This window comes from Streptomyces sp. F001 (genome assembly GCF_004187715.1).
GTDB lineage: Bacteria > Actinomycetota > Actinomycetes > Streptomycetales > Streptomycetaceae > Streptomyces > Streptomyces flavusporus.
Genome location: NZ_QZWF01000004.1, coordinates 578,794 through 596,727, shown reverse-complemented (window position 1 = coordinate 596,727; position 17,934 = coordinate 578,794). Strand labels below are relative to the sequence as shown.

The following is a 17,934-nucleotide window of genomic DNA, read 5'->3' as shown; positions in this document are numbered from 1 at the left end:
GAGTTGGAGTCCGGTCCAGGGCAAGCACGGCCTGACACCGAGCCCCTGCGCAGCGGCCTGGCGGGCCGCGTGGAGAAGCGCCGGCCGGTTGCCCTCCCTGGCGGGGGTACCGTAGGTGGACGCTGTACACCTGTCCCGGGAGGGTGGCCGGCTCCGGATCTGGTCCGTACGAGAGGGGATGGTGGAGATCACCAGGCAGGCCAACGCCGTCCGGCAGCCTCGCGCCCCCTTGAGCAAGGAGCGGGTTCTGGACACCGCCGTCGCTCTGGCCGACGAAGGCGGGGTCGACGCGCTCAGCATGCGGAAGATCGCGCAGGTGCTCGGCGTCGTGCCCATGGCGCTGTACAAGCACGTGGCCAACAAGAACGAGCTGCTGGACGGCATGATCGACCTCCTCGTCGGCGAGATCGACCCACCGGCCACCGACACCGACTGGAAGACCGTCATCCGCCTGCGGGTGCTGTCGGCCCGCCGCATGCTGCTGCGTCACCCTTGGGCGTCCGGGGTCATCGAGGCACGGATGAAGGCGCGGGCCGCCCCGACCCCTGCGCTGATGGAGTACCTGGACTCGATGATCGGGATCTTCCGGGCCGGCGGGTTCTCGATCGACCTGGTCCATCACGCGATGCACGTCATGGGCAGCCGCCTGCTGGGCTTCTCCCAGGAGCTGTTCGAGGACACCCCTGACCGCGAGCCGGATCCGGACGCGCTGCCGCCCGAGGAGATGGCCGCGCGCTACCCCCACATCACCGAACTGGCCATGGCGGTCGCCCACGACGAGGAGTCCGTCGTCGGCTCGGGCTGCGACGACCAGTTCGAGTTCGAGTTCGCTCTGGATCTGACGCTGGACGGCCTGGAGCGGCTCCGGGGCACGACCTGATTCACCGGTGAAGGACCGCCAGTACCTGCCTGAGGCCTTCAGTCGTCGCGAGGTCGGCCTGCGTTCTCACCTGCGGTGATTCCCGCCCGCGTGGCACGCCTCGAACTCGGTCCTCTGCACTCCTTGTCGGGTGTACGGCGTACACCTACCATCACAGGTGTACGCCGTACACCCGATGCTCGCGGCCGGCCGGTGCCGTACCCAGCGAAGGCAGCGAGCAGCAGCCGATCACGAGGTGATGGGGGAACCCGATGAAGGCGATCGTTCAGGACCGGTTCGGCCCGCCGGACATCCTGCAACTGGCGGACACCGACCGTCCCGAGGTCGGAGCCAACGAGGTGCTGGTGCGGGTGCACGCCGCCGCAGTCAACCCCTACGACTGGCACATGATGCGCGGCGACCCGTTCATGGCGCGGCTGACGGGAGGTGTGGGGCTGACCCGGCCGAAGTCCCGGGTGGCCGGGATCGACGCGGCCGGCCAGGTGGAGGCGGTCGGCGCCGACGTGCGCGGCCTCCAGCCCGGCGACGAGGTGCTGGGCTTCTGCCCGGGCTCCTTCGCCGAGTACGCGCGCACCACCGCGGACCTGCTGGTGCCCAAGCCCGCGAGCCTGACCTTCGAGCAGGCCGCGGCCGTGCCGATGGGGGCGGTGACCGCCCTGCGCGGCATCCGGACCGTGGGTCAGGTGCAGGCCGGGCAGCGGGTGCTGGTCAACGGGGCCGGCGGCGGCGTGGGCACGTTCGCCGTGCAGATCGCCGCGGCCCTCGGCGCGGAGGTCACCGGGGTGTGCAGCGCCCGTAACGTCGAGCTGGTGCGCTCCCTGGGCGCCGCGCACGTCATCGACTACACCCGCGAGGACTTCACCGACGGACGCGGACTCTACGACGTCATCCTGGACAACGTGGGCAATCGCCCGCTGAGCGGGCTGCGCCAGGCGCTCACCCCGACAGGGACCCTGGTGGCGAACGGCGGCGGCTCGCCCGGCCACCTGTTCGGGGCGATGGGCTCCATGCTGAGACTGATGGCGGTCAACACGTTCGCCCGGCAGCAGCTCCGCGTGATCCTCCCGACGGCGCCGGCCGGGCCGACCCACGAGGACCTGCTCGCCGTCACCGCACTCATCGAGGCCGGCCGGCTCACCCCGGTGGTCGACCGGACCTACGCGCTGGCCGACGCGGCCGAGGGCGTACGCCATGTGGAACAGGGCCACGCCCGCGGCAAGGCCGTGGTCACCGTGCCGTGACGTGGGTTTCCTGCCGAGGCCAGTTCTTTGAGGAGGTCAGCTGCCCGCCGACTCTCGCGGACAAGGGCCCGGTGAGCCCGGAAGGCGGAGGGCGGCCGGGGCCGGCCACCTCAGGGACGGTGCTGCCCGCCCTTCAACTCGCCTATGAAGACAGCCCAGGAGGCGGCTTCGAAGCACAGCGCCGGACCGCATTACATCGCGCCCGCCGATCGGACGCCTGATGACCGCTTCGTCGAGCACCACCCACGTACACGTACGGCCATGGTTCCACCAGCAAGTTGTCCGCACCGAGGACTGCGTCCAGCGCACGCGCCGGCTCCAGCGTCGGCTTCGAGGTGTGCGGATGTGGAGCAGCCGGCACACCCGAGGGTGTACCGGCTGCATGAATTCCCGGCCTGGGCACCGTGCTGCCGACAGACGCAGCGCGCCCTCGGGGCAGGCGGGGCGGCCGTTGGCTCAGGCGCCGACGGCCGCGCGTCCGGCGGCGTAGATGCGGGCCTGCTCGGCGATGCGGCGGCCGAGGTGCTCGGCGGTGGCTATATCGGCCTTGTGGACCTCGCCGGGGCCGTGGTCGGTGTGGGTCTGGGCGCCCGCGCCGAGGTAGAAGCCGAGGCGGTTGAGGTCGTCCTCGGAGGCGGTGGAGCTGTTCCAGCCCGGGTGCAGTCCGAGGTTGACCCAGGTCATGCCGTGCTGGGCCGCCAGGATGGAGAAGTACTGGAGCGTGTGGAGCTTGTCGCCGCTCTTCGCACCGGAGTTGCTGAATCCGGCGGCGAGCTTGTCCTTCCACGAGTGGACGGACCAGCGCTTGGAGGTGGTCTCGGCAAACTGGTGGAAGGCACCGGAAGCCGTGCCCATGTAGGTCGGCGAACCGAAGACGATCGCGTCGGAGGCGTCGAGCAGCTCCCACTGCTCGTCGGTGATCTCGTCGACCTTGATCAGGTGGACGACGGCTCCGGCCTCCACGGCGCCGCCGCGCACGGCCTCGGCGAGGACGGTCGTGTGGCCGTAGCCGGAGTGGTAGGCGATCGCGACAGCGGGGGTGGTCATAAATGTTCTCTTCCTGGCAGTGAGCCCTTTCAGGGTGGCCACCGATCGGGTGACGGGCTGCGGGTGCGAAACCGACAGGGCCCCGGTGCTGTTGAGGGAGGTGTTCGAAGTCTCAATTCATCAGCGCTGGAGCCCTGTTGGTTCCCCATCCTGCCGTACTCGACCTGCCGCACGCTCTCGTCGAGTGGCTCACGATGCTCATCGTCACCCGTGAGGGTGACCGCCGCTGCAAACTCCGTCCGTCCCAGCGTGCGCTGGTCGCTCTGGTCTACCTGCGCAAGCACGAGCCCCTGGCACAGATCGCCGAGGCCTTCCAGATCTCGGTCGGCACGGCCCACGCCTACACCTCGGCCGCCGTCAGCCTGCTCGCCGAGCGGGCACCGGGCCTGCTGAAAGCCCTACGGGAGGCGGACCCGGACTACGTGCTGGTCGACGGCACGCTCGCCGAGTGCGACCGGGTCGGCGACAGCCGCAGCGACTACTCCGCCAAGCACCGCCGGCACGGAGTGAACCTGCAGCTGGTGAGCGACCCGGACGGACGACTGCTGTGGATCTCCCGGCCCTGCCCGACGCACCACGACCTGACGCGCCGCACCCAGGATCATCCGGATCTGCGAACGTCAGGGCGTTCCGATCCTGGCCGACTGCGCCTACATCGGGGCCGGTTCCTGGGTCACCACCCCACGACGGCGCCCTCCCGGAGGCGAGCTGACCCCGACCCAGCAGACCGTCAACCGAGCGCTGTCGCGGACCCGGGCAGCCGTCGAACGCGGACCGGCCCGCCTGAAGACCTGGAAGATCTTCCGCAAGGCGCGATGCAGCCCGAATCGAATGACGTCAATCGCCAAGGCCGTCCTCACCCTGGAGCGTCAACGCTGAAAGGGCTCAGTGGGTCGGCCGGCTCCCTCCGGGAGCCAGGAGGTCGACGATCATCCGCGTGACGGCTCGGAGTCGACCTGTACCAACCAGACCGTGCAGCCTCCGTCTCCGTGACACCGATAAGGGGATTTGCAGGAATAAGCACCCTTGTCGCTGCCTGACGGAGGGGGGTTGGACTGACAGGCACAGTCACGTCATCTGCTTTTGGACCAGAGGCGCGGACCGCACCACCTGCGGCGTACCCCGACGCATGTCCCGACGGGCGCAAGAGCTTCTCCTGGAAGGATTACCGCGACCTGATCCAGATCGCCCACGACCGGCTCGGCGGCCCCATCGTGCTGGTCCGGGACTGCGCCGGCTCCAGTACCGCCCGACGTCCTCGACGGTTGCCTCACCGGCACGGACCTCCAGCGCGAGCCACCATGACGACACCACGCATTCAAGGCCGGTAGGGCCATTCGCGATCATGCGAATGGCCCTACTGACCAGCGTCGGGGTGGCGGGATTTGAACCCACGACCTCTTCGTCCCGAATCAGGCTCGGGTGGGATCGGCACCTGCCAGTCCAGCGTTTCCGCTGGTCAAGGCCTTGGTGTCGATGGGTCTCGCAGGGGGTCGGGAGGGTTTGGGGAGCGGATCGGCTCCCAAATGGCTCCCAGAGTCGTACGGTGAGGATCTCGGAATCCCGCTGACACGGACCGCACTCCGCGGCCCGTCGTAACGCCCTTCGACGCGACGGCCGTTCGCAGTCTACGGCCGAGGCTGCGACGCCGTCACCCAATGATACATTTGATCATGTATAGTGATACACTATTCGGTGTATATGGAGGTGGGGTTCATGAGCAGAACCGTCATCGATCTCGACGACGACGCCCTGGAAGCCGCAGCGAAGGAGCTGGGCACTTCCACGAAGCGGGACACCATCAACACCGCCCTACGTGAGATCGTCGCCCGCAACCGACGCCTGCGCGCCCTGCATGAACTGCAGGATCTCGCGGATGACGGCGCCCTCGATGTCGAACTCCTCCTGGACAAGCGCAACTATCGGAGTGGTTCCGCCCGGTGAGCGTTGCCGACCACCTCATCGATACGTCAGCCCTGGCTCGTGTTCTGCTGCGTCAGGTAACCGAAGAGTGGGAACAGCGGATGGGCGCCGGGCTGATCGCTCTGTGCGACCTCACCGAACTGGAAATCCTCTATTCCGCACGTTCCGCGAAAGACCGCGAGGCGATCCAGGAACGGCTGAACCAATTCACCTGGTGCCCCATGCCCGACGGCATCTACCGGCGCGCCCGCGTCGTCCAGCGCGAGCTCACCGCCAAGGGTGAGCATCGCAGTGCCGGAGCCGTCGACCTCCTCGTGGCCGCAGCCGCGGAAGAAGCAGGACTCACGCTGCTGCACTACGACCGCGACTTCGAAACGATCGCCCGCACCACCGGGCAGCCGGTCCGAATGATCGACCTCAAGTAGCCGGTCAGCTCCCCGAGATCCACAGCCACCGCAGGCGTCCCGACCTTCGCCGTCTCGATGGCGCACCTTCCAGGCTCTCATCGAGCACGGTTGGATCGCCGAACGCTGATGCGCGGTGATGAGCAGGGCGTGGCAGTCGGCCCAGGCGAAAGCCAGACCGGTTGTTCTTGCAAAGAACGCCCATTCGGTTAATTCCGGCCGTGAAGCGAGAATTTAGGCCAGATGCCGTTCTGTCTGTTTGTCGGAACACGGCTCGACGGCAGCATGGTGAGGCACTTGAACGGCGCGCTGCGCCGCGGAGTGAGACCGTCGGGGGTTCTGGTGAATCACGCGTGGCCGCCGTCCACTTTTCTCGGCCGGTTGCGGAATACGACACGTGAAGAACTGCTTGGGCAGGGCACCGCGATCACCTATTCGCCGCATCGCAGCCCTGCTGCAGCAGGGCGACGAGAGCCGGCACGTCCTATTGATTACGAGTGGTGTCGTGAAGGTCGTCGCCAGCGCAGAGAGCGGCTACGACATGCTGCTCGCCGTCCGCATAGCGGGTGACCTGGTCGGCGAGATGGCGGCCTTCGAGGAGCGCCCAAGGTCCGGCACGGTGGTCGCGTGCAGTGACGTGACCGCCCGGATAATCCAGGTGCGGGCGCTGGAAACCTTCCTCACCCGTCACCCGGACGCCATGCGGGCCATCCTCCACATGCTTTGCGCCCGGCTGCGCTGGGCCAACCGGCGCCGGATCGATTTCCAGGCATACGACTCGCTGACCCGGCTGGCCCGGGTCCTGGCCGAGTTGAGTCAGGCCTACGCCCAGCCCGTGCCGGACGGCGACGGCAAGCGGTGCGACCTCGGTGTGACGCTCACTCAGAAGGAACTCGCGTCGCTGGCCGGCCTGGCTCTCAACACGGCCGAAAAGAATCTGGCCGCTCTGGCAGCCAGGGGACTAGTCGAACGCAGTTACCGAAACATAACCATCTGTGACGTTCCGAAACTGCTTGAATTCGCCAAAGTCGTTGCCGACAACCCGTATTGATACGGGATCACATCACGTGCTCTCTCCTAGCCTCTCGGGCACGCACTTCGTGGGCAGTGTCTGCCTATGGCCTGCCCAGAGGCGGCCCTGGTCGTCGGCTTGGGTGAGCAGGCCGAGGAAGGTGCGTTCCGCGGTCAAGGAGACGGTGGCCAGGGACTCGGAGACGAAGGCTTCGGGCTTGATGGTGCGGATTCGTGCCAAGAGCGGGGCGGTCCTCACTCGGCGGCCTGTGGGCGGACACCACGGCTCACCGTCGGTCGGGGCGGGATTCGAATGGAGGGGTCGGGATGTTGGCGCGGGGTGCGCCGCGAACCGACTGCGTTTTCCGGGGGTGTTGTCAACATAGCCACACCCGGGCCGCGCAAGTCCAGCCCGATCCGGCGCAATCTCTCACGGCAGAAAGGCCGCAGGGAATCAGGCTGGTAGCGGGCGGGGCCAAAACCGTAGGGCACGATCGCCGGTTGACCAAATAGTTGCCCTGCCGGCCGAGCCAGAAGCATCACATCGGGAAGCCGTTGACGTGCTGGCGACGGCGAAGCTGCAACACAACACCCCACGTCAGAAGCACTTCGAGGTGTCTGTGCGAGGTCACGCGACATCAGAGTGGGGGACTGGAATTTCCCCTTGCTCGCTGACCAAGCGGGCGCAACATAGCCGACGATCCCCGGTTAACCAAACCGGGGAATGCACGCTACAACTGGAGCTATGGCAGCACGTTCTCTGGAAATGGGTCCGGCAGGAATACGGACCGCCCACACCATCGAAATCCTCCGCACCGAACGCGGTCTCGCCCGGCGTCAGTTGGCCGACCGCGTCACGGCCCTCGGCCGTCCGATGTCCAACACGATGCTGTCCCGAATCGAACGTGCCCAGCGGCGTTGCGACGTCGACGACCTCGTCGCGATCGCCGAAGCACTACTCGTCTCACCCCTCGTGCTGCTGGAGGGACCGAGCACCACCTGAGACGGGCCACCCACCGCCGCTGATCGAGCATCCTCCACCGAGTAAGGACCCCACCCCTCGATGCCCCTGCCCTCGCACGCCTTCCACACCGAACGGATGGCGAAGCCGCCCTGCCCCGTCTCTACCGCCCCGAGGAGATCGCCGAGACTCTCGGCTGCTCGGCCTGGTGGGTCAAGGACCGCGCGCGCCGGCGTCTGATACCGCATACGCGAGTCGGCCGCGCCTACCGATTCACCGCGGACCACCTCGCCGAGATCATCCGCATCCACGAGGAGCCGGCGCCACAGCGGGCCCAGAGGACGCCGTCACCGGCCAGTCCGTCCGAGTCGGCTATGACGCCGTCGCGTCCGACTCGGCAGACGCGGCCCTCAACGTCCTCCGCCCCACGTCTCAGAGCCCGACCGCCCCGCAGGTCCCAGTACGGCACTGCCGCGTAGCCGTACCCGGCACATCCGAGAAAGGAGGGGATGCGAGGCGTGGGCTTCGCCGAGAAGCGCGGCAGTTACTGGCGCGGTAGATACAAGGTCAGCGAGGGCAAGTACGGCACCGTCGTCGACCCGACGGGCGCGGTGGTCAAGTTCGCCACCAAGCGGGAGGCCAAGCGGGCCGCGGACGAGGAAGAGGCCAAGGTCCGGCGCGGCACCTGGCGCGATCCGGCGGCCGGACAGGAGACCTTCGGCGAGTACGCCAGCCGCTGGTACGACGCCCAGGACCTGGCTGCGTCCACCATGCAGAACTACCGCCGCCACATCGAGGAGCACCTGCTCCCCGAGTTCGAGGACAAGGCCCTCGCCGGCATCCTCCGCACGGACGTGGACACCTGGGACAAGCGCGAGAAGGCTGCCTACGCGGCATCCAGCGTCAAGACGTGGCGCTCGACGCTCCACCTCATCCTGGAAGACGCCGTGGACGAGGGCCTCATCGCGTCCAACCCTGCAGCCAAGCGGCGCGGGCGCGGCAAACGCGCCGGCCGCTCCCGCGACCGAGGCCCCGAGAAGGTCATCACCGACCCGCTCGGCCTGCTCCTCATCGCCGAACGCGCAGCCCTGCTGTCCGGCCGCGACGACGAGTTCGTCGCCGTGATCCTCAAGGGCTACACGGGGATGCGGTGGGGCGAAATCGTCGGCTTGGAGACCGAGTTCGCCCGGCCCGGCGCCATACGCGTGGAACACCAGCTGTACGAACTGGACTCGGGCCAGCTGATCCGCTGCCCGCCCAAGGACGACAGCTACCGCACCATCGACGCGACGGACTGGCTGTCAGCCCTGGTCGCCGACCACATCGCCCGTACGAAACCGACGCCATGCCCTGCCACGGCAAGCGCTACGTCTTCCGCGGCCAGGGCACCGCCCGCACCGGCGGCCGCACCGGTGCCAAGCTGGTGGACGTCGCCCGCCGCGCAGGCGTCTCCACCGGCACCGTGTCCAACGTCCTCAACCACCCCGAACGCGTACGGGAGGACACTCGCGCCCGCGTCGAACTCGCCATCGCCGAGCTGAACTTCGTCCGTGGCGGCACCCCGACGGAGAACGCCGCTCACTGGCGCCGTAACGGCTTCGCCACCTGGCTGTTCGCGCCCGCCACCTCCGGCTGGTACCCGAAGAAGGCACCCCAGGAGGCCCGCCCGGTCCCGCTGCTCGGCGATCCCTGGCCCGGTGTCCCGGTCCGTGGCCGCAACGCCCAAGGCCGGGCCGACGCTTGCTGGCTGCCCATCGCCAGGGGGCTCACCCCGCATGGCCTGCGCCATTCCCACCGCACGCACATGGAGGACCTCGGCACCGAGAAGGTGCTGATGGACGAGCGCATGGGCCACATCGACGGCTCGGTCTCGGCTCGCTACGCCCACGTGACCCCTGGCATGCGTGAGCGTCTCAAGGCCGGCCTGACCGAGCAGTGGGAAGCAGCGCTCGAGGTCCGTCGGAACCTGCACCCGCGCTCGCCGGTCGCCGTACTCGATCGGCTGCTGCGCGCTCGTGCCACGGCGATGGCCTGATGGTCGGGAGACGGGCTCCGATTACCTCGAACGGAGCCCGTCTTTTCCGATCTCGGCGGAAGGCACGAGAATGGAGTACGGTCACCAAAGATCCGATGGGGGCGGAGAGGAGGAACGCGGTGTCGTATGAGCCCAAGCTCGCCGCGGCCCTTTCCGGCGCCACGCTGCGGCAGCTCTCCCACTGGCGCCGATCTTCCGGCAAGCAGGGCGCGCTCCTCGTGCCGGAGATCTCTGACTCGCGCCCGATCCTGTACTCCTTCCGTGACGTGGTGGCCCTGCGCGCCTGCGTGAAGCTCCGCAAGGAGACGTCGCTGCAGAAGATCCGCAGGGCCGTGGACACCCTCAGGGAGGACCTGGGGGAGCGGGAGCACCTGTCCGCCTACGCTCTCGTCGCGGGGCCGGACACGATCTATCTGGCGGAGCCCGAGCAGGCAGTCGATCTCATCAGGGGCGGGAACGTGGTCATCCACCAGTTGGTTGATGTGCTCGCGCCCTTCTACAAGGACGGCCGTCACATCCCCGACCTGCTGAAACCACGCGACCACGTCGCCGTCGACTCCGCGGTGCGCGGCGGTGAGCCGGTCATCGAAGGCACACGGATTCCAGCGGCAGAGGTAGCAGCCCTGGTCAGGGACGGCGTCCCCCCGGACCGGGTCAGCGACTTCTATCCAGGGGTCAGCGCTGCAGCTGCACGCGACGCGGTCGATTTCAGCGACTACGTGGACAGCTACGTTGATGGCTCTCGGCAGGTCGCCGCTTGAAGCTGCTGCTCGACGAGAACGTCCCCAGACCGATGGTCGGCATCGTGCGCATCCTGCTGACCGCACACGACGTGGTGCACGTGCACGAACTGGCGGGTTGGGCCGGCACGAAGGACATCGAGCTGTATGCAAAGGCCAAGGCAGAGGGCTTCCAAGCGATCATCACCAACGACGTCAAGCAACTGAGCCGGCCCATGGAAGTCGAGGCGATCGCGCGGTCGGGCCTCCACCGCATCCAGTACCGCCAGAACAACAAGCACGGCGGCCTGGTCGGCCTCGGCACCGCTATAGCCACTGTATGTGCGGCGCTTCCGCACGCTCTGGCCGAGCTGGAGGAGGCAGACGGGCAGCGACTCGTTTCCCTTACGGCCGTCGATCCCTCCCGACGGAGCCGATTGCAGGTCACGGACCCTGCTGTTGAGCCGCCGAAGCACTGGCCAGGTCGCTGAGCACGGCCTGTACGACGGCTGCGCTGCCGGCATCAGCCGGGCCGACGCTCAGGCTCGATGCATAGTGCTCGTGATTGAACGGATTCCTCCCCGTCGCCTGGGATATCCCTGCCAGGATCGGATGCGTGACATACGTAGTGACCGTGGACGCCCACATTCCGGAGGGCACTCCGGAGATGGACCCACTTCAGCGTGCCGGCGCCGTGGCGCTCATCGAGGACGGCTTCGACTCGGTCGAGGTCATCGAGGGCCCCGACGGCATGGAAGTCGATCTCCTCGACAGCATCGTGGCCGTCTACCCGGGCGGAGCGATTCTGAAAGTGTTCGTTGATGCGCCGGCCCTGGAATTCGCCGAGGAGGCGGTGCGGTCGGTCGTGGGCGAACTGCTGGAACGGTCAGAGCTGTTGGCTGACTGGCAGATCGAGCGATGCGAGGTAGAACTGCACCCGGAGCTCGCTCAGGAGAGTCTCGCCGCCGCCGACGGTCCCGATGCCCCGCCCGCTGATCCGGCTGACCGTAAGGCCCGGCATACCGAGCGTCCCGCGGCCGAAGACGACAAAGAGGGCTACGACGCCGAGGCGAAAGCCGAGGCAGTACGCGGTCAGATGCTCGCACTGGCAGACGAGCTGCGCTCCTTCCCGCCCGTGATGTTCGGCGTCCTAGACGACGAAGACGACGAGGAAGAAGACGGTGACAACGAATTCGCCGTCTCGCCGGAGGACGCCGAACTCGCTGCCGGCGCCCTGGTGTACGCGACGGACATCTTGGTGGACGAGCTGTTCCAAGACGTGCAGACCCTGACGGAAGAGGAGACCACCGCTGCGGAATGCGACGGGCCCCTGTGGCACTTCGAGGACCTTCCCGAGCGCTACGCCCTCCAGTACGACGCCCGTTTCGCCCGCCGCTTCCTGGTCACGGTGATCGCCATGACCACCCGCTTCACGGACGGCAGCTTCCAGCAGCTGAGCTGCGTCGCCGAGGAACTCGCGCTGAAGCTGCTGCTGAATGAGACGAACGTGACCCTGGAGACCTACGGGCTGCTCGACGACGGCGTCTCGGCCGCTCTCGACGCGTTCGCTGACAACGTCTACGAGGACATGGACCACGAGTGGCTCTACGACGACTCCATGGACGGGATTGACGAGAGCACCGTCGGGGCGGCTCTTGGAGTCGCGCCCATGGCGTTCAAGGCGTGGTTCACTCCGTTCAACGAGGGCAGGTACGTCCACCCGTCCGCGGCGGACGAACCCGAGGGGGCAGCGCAGTGAGTTGTCCTGCTGCCTGAGGATCCTCACTCAGCCTGGTTCTGACGGAGCCGCCAGCACGGCAGTGGAGACGAGCCCTTGCTTCGCTCACAGGTCGAATAGTGCGTCGCCCGCGTCCGATGTCGCCTTCAGCGCCTTGGTTGCCTCTGTGGGCACGGGAAGGATGCCCGCTGTGGTCAGGTCCGTCACCGTGATCAGTGGGCCCGCGCACACTTCGTTGAAGAGGTCGGCCTGTGCCGGCTCCTCCCGCACGAGCAGGCCGAGGACGTTCAGCAGCTCCAGCAGTTCCGTGGTCCATGAGGGAAGCCAGCGTCGAGCGACCTCATGGTCCAGTTCGAGGCGTCGCTTGCCGGCAGGATTCCTTCGGCGGTAGCCAAACCACTTGTCGAGAACGTTCATCCCGGACACTTCGTACTCCCGGACCGCGCGAGGCACCGGACTGATCCGTCCACTGCCGACCCACAGGTCCTGTGTCACGGGGTCGTACGCCAGCTTCTCCGGCATAGCTTCCGCATCGTCCGGAATCTCCGCGACGCATCGGGGGCGGTCGTGTGGCAGCAACACCCTGCCGTACGGCCTCCCGGCCGTCTCGTCGGCGTACCGCTCGCCGTAGGTGTGCAGCCACAGGACTCGCTGGCCGATGGCAACGGCCCGCTCCCACACGTATTGGTCAGCGGTGAGGGGTATCCGGGCGCCCGGGACTTCGAGGTCTTCCTGGAATCGCGCTGTGTACTCCGGGTGGGACGCGATCGCGGCGATGTAGGCAAGCAGATCTTCTGCGACGACTGGTACGCCGAGCCGCCCGGAGAGCAGGGGGAGCAGACCGGGCGTGACGTTGGGCAGCGTACCGGCGGCGTTCCGGTAGAGAGGACGGGCGCAACCACTGCGGTTGTTGAAGTAGTGCATATCGGGAATGAGGGCGCTGAAGACCAGTGCTGGCCCGTTGATCACCGGGTGGGCGTTCTGCTCGATGGTGTAGATCTGGCGGTCGCTGCGGACTCGCCAGAGGTCCGCTCTGCCGCGTTCCATCAGTCGGCTGTCCGGCAGGACATATTGCCGGTCGAACGACCGGAATCCGATGCGTACCGTTTGAGCGTTTGTCCTGTGCTCGGTGGCGAGTGTTGTCCGTCCATGAGATTCGACCCCCGGCAGGGGCGGGACCTTGTCATCAGTCGTTCGCTCTCCCGAGTCTCCGAGCATCTCGGCACGCCGCTCGGTGTCCGCGGCGACAAAGCGTCGCCAGCGTTTGTGGAGCGTGTCCTTGTCCGGTGCATAGACCCACATGCGCCCCGGGGTGACGCCACGGGACGACCACGGCATCAGGTCTCTCAATTGCGGGCAGGACTCCCACAGGTCGCTGCCAGGTGGCAGGAAGGCATCTGTCTCGCCCGTGGCGCACACGCGCCATTCGGGGTCGTCGAGCCTGAGGGTCGTCAGGCGTTCGATCTTCTCGTCGCGGCGTCCGCTGACCTTGAGGTGTCTTACCTCTGCGGTCTGCCGATCTGTCCGCGGTCTGGGGCTGTCCCGCCATCGTACGAAGATCGCGATGCACAGCTCCTGGGCGACCTCAGGGAAGACGCGGGTCGCGACATCCGCGCGGTGGCCCTCCGGCGACAGGTCGATGATCCAGCCCTCGTCGGCGGTTTCCCGCAGGTAGCGCCGCATTCCGGCGAACGCCCGCCCCTTAAGCCATGCCTTCGGTGTGATCAGCGCGACCACACCGAATGGCGCGTCGTCGTGTGCGTCGAAGACCTTCCAGGTAGCCCAGCGCCAGAAATAGACGTACAAGTTGGCGATCTTCGACTCGTACCTGCCGTTACCGGGTTGCCGGAAGGCCCCCAGCGGGGCGGGGATGTCCGCCTCGGGCTCCCCTCGTTCCACCCACTTGCCGGCGCCACGACTCACAGCGTCGTGAGGCGGGTTGCCCATGACGACCATGACGCGCTCATCCCGCTTGACCTGGTTGGCCTGGCGGCGGGATTCGGCGAGCGCCCGGTAGGTATGGGGGATCCAGTTGAACTCGGCTGTCGGGCTGTCCAGGGCATCAGCCACCAGCAGCCTGAGTCCCTGGGAGGGGGCCGCGGACCCGTACTGCTTGAGCATGGCGTGCATACGTAGTTCTGCGACTGCGAACGGACCGACCTGCATCTCGAAGCCGACCAGCCGACGCCCCACCATCTCTCGCAGGCGTGGGCCCACCGCGCCCGGGCCCTCTTCGTCGGCGATGGTCTCGGCAGCGAGCTCCAGCGCCGACAACAGGAAGGTGCCGGTGCCCATGGCCGGATCGACAAGAACCACATCGGGAGAAGCGAAGCCGGACGGGATGCGGAATCCCTCCCGTCTCAGGACGTCCTCGACCAGCCTGGCCATGGCCGAGACGACACCACGCGGTGTGTAGTACGAGCCGGTGCGTATCCGCAGCTCAGGGTCGTAGATGTGAAGGAAGTGCTCGTAGAGCAGGAAGTAGGCGTCGCCCGTTCCGTCATCCAGCACGTCCCATCTGACCGCGCCGATGACACGGAGCAGCGTGTTGAGCGTGGTGGACAGTCCAGCGACCGAGTCTCCGGCAAGGGCGTCCAGCGCCTGGCCCATCAGCGAGTGCTTCTTGCCCAGCTTCGTGGCGATACTGTGCATGGTCTCGCCCTCGAAGGTGATCTCCTCTACCCGAGCGAGCAGAAGGGCGAACACGACGGCTTGACCGTACTGTTCGACGAACTCGGCGTCGGTCGCCTCCGGGAACAGCAAGTGCCGCCAGTCCTTGGCCAGTTTCGTAAACGCTGGCGGACGCCGTCGGCTCTTTTCCTGCGCGATCGCCTCACCGACCTCTTCCGACAGAAGTTGGCAGAGTCCAGCGACTGCTCGGATGAGCTGGCTCGTGGTGCGGGGTGTCTGCGGCTCCCAGGTAAGGAAGTCGTACAGCACTCGGGCAAGCGCCCCGTCGGCGGGAGCAAGCCGGGCTCCGGAGGTGAGGACCGAGCCGCGCAGGTAGGCCACTTCGCCAACCTGCTCGCCCTGCTGGTGGACAGAGAACTCGTTACCGTCACAGAGCAGTACGTTGTTGAGCAGCCGCAGTTTCGCCCACTGCTCGGCGTTGCGGCCTGTGTAGACGGACGGGTCGGCCTGAGTGCCCGGCTTCTTGAGCTCGATGTAACCGACGAGAGCGCCGCCGACCTCAACCGCATAGTCAGGACGGGCTCCCATGTCGACGAGCGGAACCTCGCCAATGAGCGTGACGTCCAGACCGAGGCCACGGCACACGGACCGGATCATGTTCTCCAGCGGCCCCCGGAGCTGGTCCTCCTGCCACCCGCTGCCTCTCAGCTTCGGCGTGACCTCCGCTCCAAACGTGGACACGGCGGCTTGGATTGCTTGCTCGAAGCTGTCATGGATCCTGCGTCGGGCACTCATACCGCCCCATCCCCCAAGGCGGGCAGATCCGGCCGACGTCTGGTCGGTGCGGCTATCTGCCGCACCTTGCTCCCGTCGGGGTCGGACTTCATTCCGGCCCTCGCTGTTCCATGACCGTAGGAGGGGAGCACGGGGCGCAAGGAGGGTGCATGCGAGGGCGCATGGAGGCGCGTATGCGCGCAATATGCGCCCATGTCGGACTGGAGCTGAGACGTTGGATGCGCCAGGTCAAGGCCGTCGCGAGGCGGCGGGCGCTGTCCAGGGGGCGTCTGGTGTTCAGCCGGATTGCCGAGACGAATCAGCGGCACGACTCCGGAGCGCACTGCCTAGTTCACGAAGGCGCACAGGTGAGGGATGTGGTGACGCAGCGATCAGGTGAGTGCGGCCGCTGCCCGCTGGGAGACCCCGACCAAGATCTTCTCCCAGATTTCTCCCAAACGATCTCCAGAAACCCGTCAGGGGCCAGATCCACTTGCTGGATCTGGCCCCTGACCTGGTACTTCACTGTCGGGGTGGCGGGATTTGAACCCACGACCTCTTCGTCCCGAACGAAGCGCGCTGCCAAGCTGCGCTACACCCCGATCGCCGCCGCTTGTCGCGGCGACGACGTTTACTTTAGCCCACCGGTGGCTGGAGACGAAATCCGGTTTTCGCGCGGTGACGGATGGGGTTCGGGCGGGCGTGGTCGAGGGCGATGAGGAGGACGGCCGCGGCGTAGACGGAGAGGCCGAGGAGGAGGGCGTTGCCGAGGACGCCCTTGTAGCCGTGCCGGTCGACGTCGAGGAAGGAGTAGAGGTAGCGGCCGGGGGCGCCGGGGAGCAGGAACTCGCCTCGGGCGAAGGAGAAGGCCAGGTAGGCCAGGGGGTAGAGGAGCCACCCGCTCGCCTGGCGGAGGCGCAGGCGGCCGGGGGTGGTCAGGAGCAGCCAGTCCAGCAGGGCGGCGATCGGGACCGCCGTGTGGAGGGTGTGGTCGGCGATGTTCTGCAGGAGCGTCGGGGTGGTGTCACCGGTGATCGAGGCCGGCATCGCGAAGGGGCTCGTCTCGTTCGCCAGGAGCAGGTGGTGCACCAGCGCCGCGCTCGTGACGTAGAGGAGGGTCGCGCCGGTCAGGGTGGCCGGTAACGGGCGGCGGGCGGTCCAGGACCGGCGGGTGGAGAGGGTGAAGACCAGCGCCAGCAGGATGCTGCTCTGGATCGTGAAGTGACTCAGGACCCGGGGTGGGCTGCCGAGGAGCAGGTGGATCGTCACGCCGGTGGTTGCCGCCAGCGCGGTCAACAGGCGGAAGACGGCCGTCAGGGGGCGGGGTGCGGGCGCCACCACCGCCGTGGCGGGGACGGGGGAGGGCGGCAGCGCGGGCATGCCTGGGATCGCGGGGAGGTCCGGGATGTCCCTGGGTATCGGGGCGGTCATGCCTCACGCTAAGCAGATCGGGCAAATGGGGCATTGTGGGTGGCCTGTGTGGGTTACTCCGCCGCCCGGTGCCGTGTGAGGTGTGGGTTACTCCGCCGCCTGGCCCATACGTGGGGCACCCGCCCGGCCCATACGTGGGGCACCCGCCCGGCGCCTACGTGGGGCACCCGCCCGCCCTGCTACGCCTCGACCTACTCCCGCCCCACCAGCGTCAGCAACGTCGCCTCCGGTGGGCAGGCGAAGCGGACCGGCGTGTAGCGGCTGGTGCCGCAGCCTGCTGAGACGTGCAGGAAGGCGGTGCGGTCCTCCACCGTGTGCGTCGACAGGCCCTTCACGCGGTCGGTGTCCAGGTCGCAGTTGGTGACGAAGGCGCCGTAGAAGGGGAGGCAGAGCTGGCCGCCGTGGGTGTGGCCGGCCAGGATCAGGGGGTAGGCGTCGGCTGTGAAGGCGTCCAGGCTGCGCAGGTACGGGGCATGGACCACGCCCATGGAGAAGTCGGCGGTCCCCGAGGGGCCGCCGGCGACCTGCGCGTAGCGGTCCCGCTTGATGTGCGGGTCGTCCACGCCCGTCAGTTCCACCGAGACGCCGTCGACCTTCAGCGTGCCCCGGGTGTTCGTCAGGTTCAGCCAGCCCGCCGCGTCGAAACCGTCCCGCAGGTCCTCCCACGGGTTGTGGACCACGCCGACGGCGGGCGCGTTGCCGTTCAGGCCGTGGCGGCCCTGTGCTTTTTCGATCAGATAGCGGGCGGGGTTGCGCAGCGTCGGGCCGTAGTAGTCGTTGGAACCGAAGACGTACGCGCCCGGGAAGTCCAGCAGCGGCCCGAGCGCGTCCAGTACCTCCGGCACGCCCTCCGGGTCCGAGAGGTTGTCGCCCGTGTTGATCACGAAGTCGGGGCGCAGCCCGGCCAGCGAGCGCAGCCAGCGCTGCTTCTTGCGCTGCCCGCTGACCATGTGGATGTCGGAGACGTGCAGCACACGCAGCGGGCGCATGCCCTCGGGCAGTACCGGGACGGTGATCCGTCGCAGGCGGAAGGAACGGGCCTCGAACCCGGCCGAGTAGAGGAGACCGGCGGCCGCGACCGCCGTGATGCCGAGGGGTACTCCGTATCGCGCGCGCATGCCCCCATCGTGTCAGACCGG

The 17,934-nt window shown here is 67.6% G+C and carries 15 protein-coding genes, 1 tRNA gene and 3 pseudogenes; 13 read left to right on the top strand and 6 right to left on the bottom strand.

Going from position 1 to position 17,934, the window contains the following annotated elements; all coding sequences use genetic code 11:
• Positions 1 to 178 precede the first annotated feature (178 nt).
• Entirely contained in the window at positions 179 to 880 is a 702-nt protein-coding gene (locus StrepF001_RS20000) for a TetR/AcrR family transcriptional regulator C-terminal domain-containing protein (protein ID WP_129799632.1), read from the top strand.
• A 251-nt stretch (positions 881 to 1,131) separates the two neighbouring features.
• On the top strand, positions 1,132 to 2,121 hold the full coding sequence (locus StrepF001_RS19995; protein ID WP_129799581.1) for an NAD(P)-dependent alcohol dehydrogenase: 990 nt from the start codon (positions 1,132 to 1,134) through the stop codon (positions 2,119 to 2,121).
• 456 nt (positions 2,122 to 2,577) lie between these two features.
• Here the strand turns inward: StrepF001_RS19995 and StrepF001_RS19985 are convergent, their stop codons facing one another.
• The gene (locus StrepF001_RS19985) at positions 2,578 to 3,168 is read right to left on the bottom strand and encodes a flavodoxin family protein (protein WP_129799579.1); all 591 of its coding nucleotides are present in this window, start codon (positions 3,166 to 3,168) and stop codon (positions 2,578 to 2,580) included.
• A 137-nt stretch (positions 3,169 to 3,305) separates the two neighbouring features.
• Here StrepF001_RS19985 and StrepF001_RS19980 point away from each other — a divergent pair.
• The 5 genes and pseudogenes from StrepF001_RS19980 to StrepF001_RS19960 all read left to right on the top strand — a co-directional run bounded on the left by StrepF001_RS19980 (position 3,306) and on the right by StrepF001_RS19960 (position 6,546).
• Positions 3,306 to 4,047, top strand: a pseudogene (locus StrepF001_RS19980) (transposase family protein).
• A gap of 257 nt (positions 4,048 to 4,304) precedes the next feature.
• A pseudogene (locus StrepF001_RS48075) lies at positions 4,305 to 4,397 on the top strand (DDE endonuclease); the annotation flags it as partial.
• 487 nt (positions 4,398 to 4,884) lie between these two features.
• Complete coding sequence (locus StrepF001_RS19970) at positions 4,885 to 5,112, top strand: type II toxin-antitoxin system VapB family antitoxin (protein ID WP_129799578.1); 228 nt, start codon at positions 4,885 to 4,887, stop codon at positions 5,110 to 5,112.
• A complete protein-coding gene (locus StrepF001_RS19965) occupies positions 5,109 to 5,516 on the top strand; it encodes a PIN domain nuclease (protein ID WP_129799577.1) in 408 nt (135 codons plus the stop codon). Before StrepF001_RS19970 ends, StrepF001_RS19965 begins: the two co-directional genes overlap by 4 nt.
• Before the next feature lie 484 nt (positions 5,517 to 6,000).
• Positions 6,001 to 6,546 (top strand): Crp/Fnr family transcriptional regulator, encoded by a 546-nt coding sequence (locus StrepF001_RS19960; protein ID WP_240797585.1) that lies wholly within the window; start codon positions 6,001 to 6,003, stop codon positions 6,544 to 6,546.
• Between the two features lie 12 nt (positions 6,547 to 6,558).
• Here the strand turns inward: StrepF001_RS19960 and StrepF001_RS19955 are convergent, their stop codons facing one another.
• Positions 6,559 to 6,747, bottom strand: coding sequence for a hypothetical protein (locus StrepF001_RS19955; protein WP_129799576.1), 189 nt, complete (start codon positions 6,745 to 6,747; stop codon positions 6,559 to 6,561).
• A gap of 504 nt (positions 6,748 to 7,251) precedes the next feature.
• Here StrepF001_RS19955 and StrepF001_RS19950 point away from each other — a divergent pair.
• The 6 genes and pseudogenes from StrepF001_RS19950 (at position 7,252) to StrepF001_RS19925 (ending at position 11,980) form a co-directional block, all read left to right on the top strand.
• Positions 7,252 to 7,509 carry a helix-turn-helix transcriptional regulator gene (locus tag StrepF001_RS19950; protein WP_129799575.1) on the top strand — a complete coding sequence of 86 codons (258 nt, stop codon included), beginning with the start codon at positions 7,252 to 7,254 and terminating at the stop codon, positions 7,507 to 7,509.
• A gap of 110 nt (positions 7,510 to 7,619) precedes the next feature.
• On the top strand, positions 7,620 to 7,946 hold the full coding sequence (locus tag StrepF001_RS48070) for a helix-turn-helix domain-containing protein (protein WP_129799631.1): 327 nt from the start codon (positions 7,620 to 7,622) through the stop codon (positions 7,944 to 7,946).
• 39 nt (positions 7,947 to 7,985) lie between these two features.
• Positions 7,986 to 9,502 (top strand): annotated as a pseudogene (locus StrepF001_RS19940) (LacI family DNA-binding transcriptional regulator).
• Between the two features lie 119 nt (positions 9,503 to 9,621).
• On the top strand, positions 9,622 to 10,263 hold the full coding sequence (locus StrepF001_RS19935; RefSeq protein WP_129799574.1) for a DUF433 domain-containing protein: 642 nt from the start codon (positions 9,622 to 9,624) through the stop codon (positions 10,261 to 10,263).
• Positions 10,260 to 10,712, top strand: coding sequence for a DUF5615 family PIN-like protein (locus StrepF001_RS19930; protein ID WP_129799573.1), 453 nt, complete (start codon positions 10,260 to 10,262; stop codon positions 10,710 to 10,712). The genes StrepF001_RS19935 and StrepF001_RS19930 overlap by 4 nt, the downstream gene beginning before the upstream one ends.
• A gap of 125 nt (positions 10,713 to 10,837) precedes the next feature.
• Positions 10,838 to 11,980 (top strand): hypothetical protein, encoded by a 1,143-nt coding sequence (locus StrepF001_RS19925; RefSeq protein WP_129799572.1) that lies wholly within the window; start codon positions 10,838 to 10,840, stop codon positions 11,978 to 11,980.
• 84 nt (positions 11,981 to 12,064) lie between these two features.
• On the opposite strand, the gene StrepF001_RS19920 is transcribed toward StrepF001_RS19925, so the two are convergent.
• The 4 genes from StrepF001_RS19920 to StrepF001_RS19905 all read right to left on the bottom strand — a co-directional run bounded on the left by StrepF001_RS19920 (position 12,065) and on the right by StrepF001_RS19905 (position 17,913).
• Positions 12,065 to 15,331 (bottom strand): type ISP restriction/modification enzyme, encoded by a 3,267-nt coding sequence (locus StrepF001_RS19920; RefSeq protein WP_165396307.1) that lies wholly within the window; start codon positions 15,329 to 15,331, stop codon positions 12,065 to 12,067.
• Positions 15,332 to 15,892: 561 nt separating this feature from the next.
• Positions 15,893 to 15,966: transfer RNA gene (locus StrepF001_RS19915), tRNA-Pro, on the bottom strand.
• Between the two features lie 34 nt (positions 15,967 to 16,000).
• Positions 16,001 to 16,795, bottom strand: coding sequence for a Pr6Pr family membrane protein (locus StrepF001_RS19910; RefSeq protein ID WP_129799570.1), 795 nt, complete (start codon positions 16,793 to 16,795; stop codon positions 16,001 to 16,003).
• A gap of 191 nt (positions 16,796 to 16,986) precedes the next feature.
• Positions 16,987 to 17,913 carry a metallophosphoesterase gene (locus tag StrepF001_RS19905; protein WP_129799569.1) on the bottom strand — a complete coding sequence of 309 codons (927 nt, stop codon included), beginning with the start codon at positions 17,911 to 17,913 and terminating at the stop codon, positions 16,987 to 16,989.
• Positions 17,914 to 17,934 lie beyond the last annotated feature (21 nt).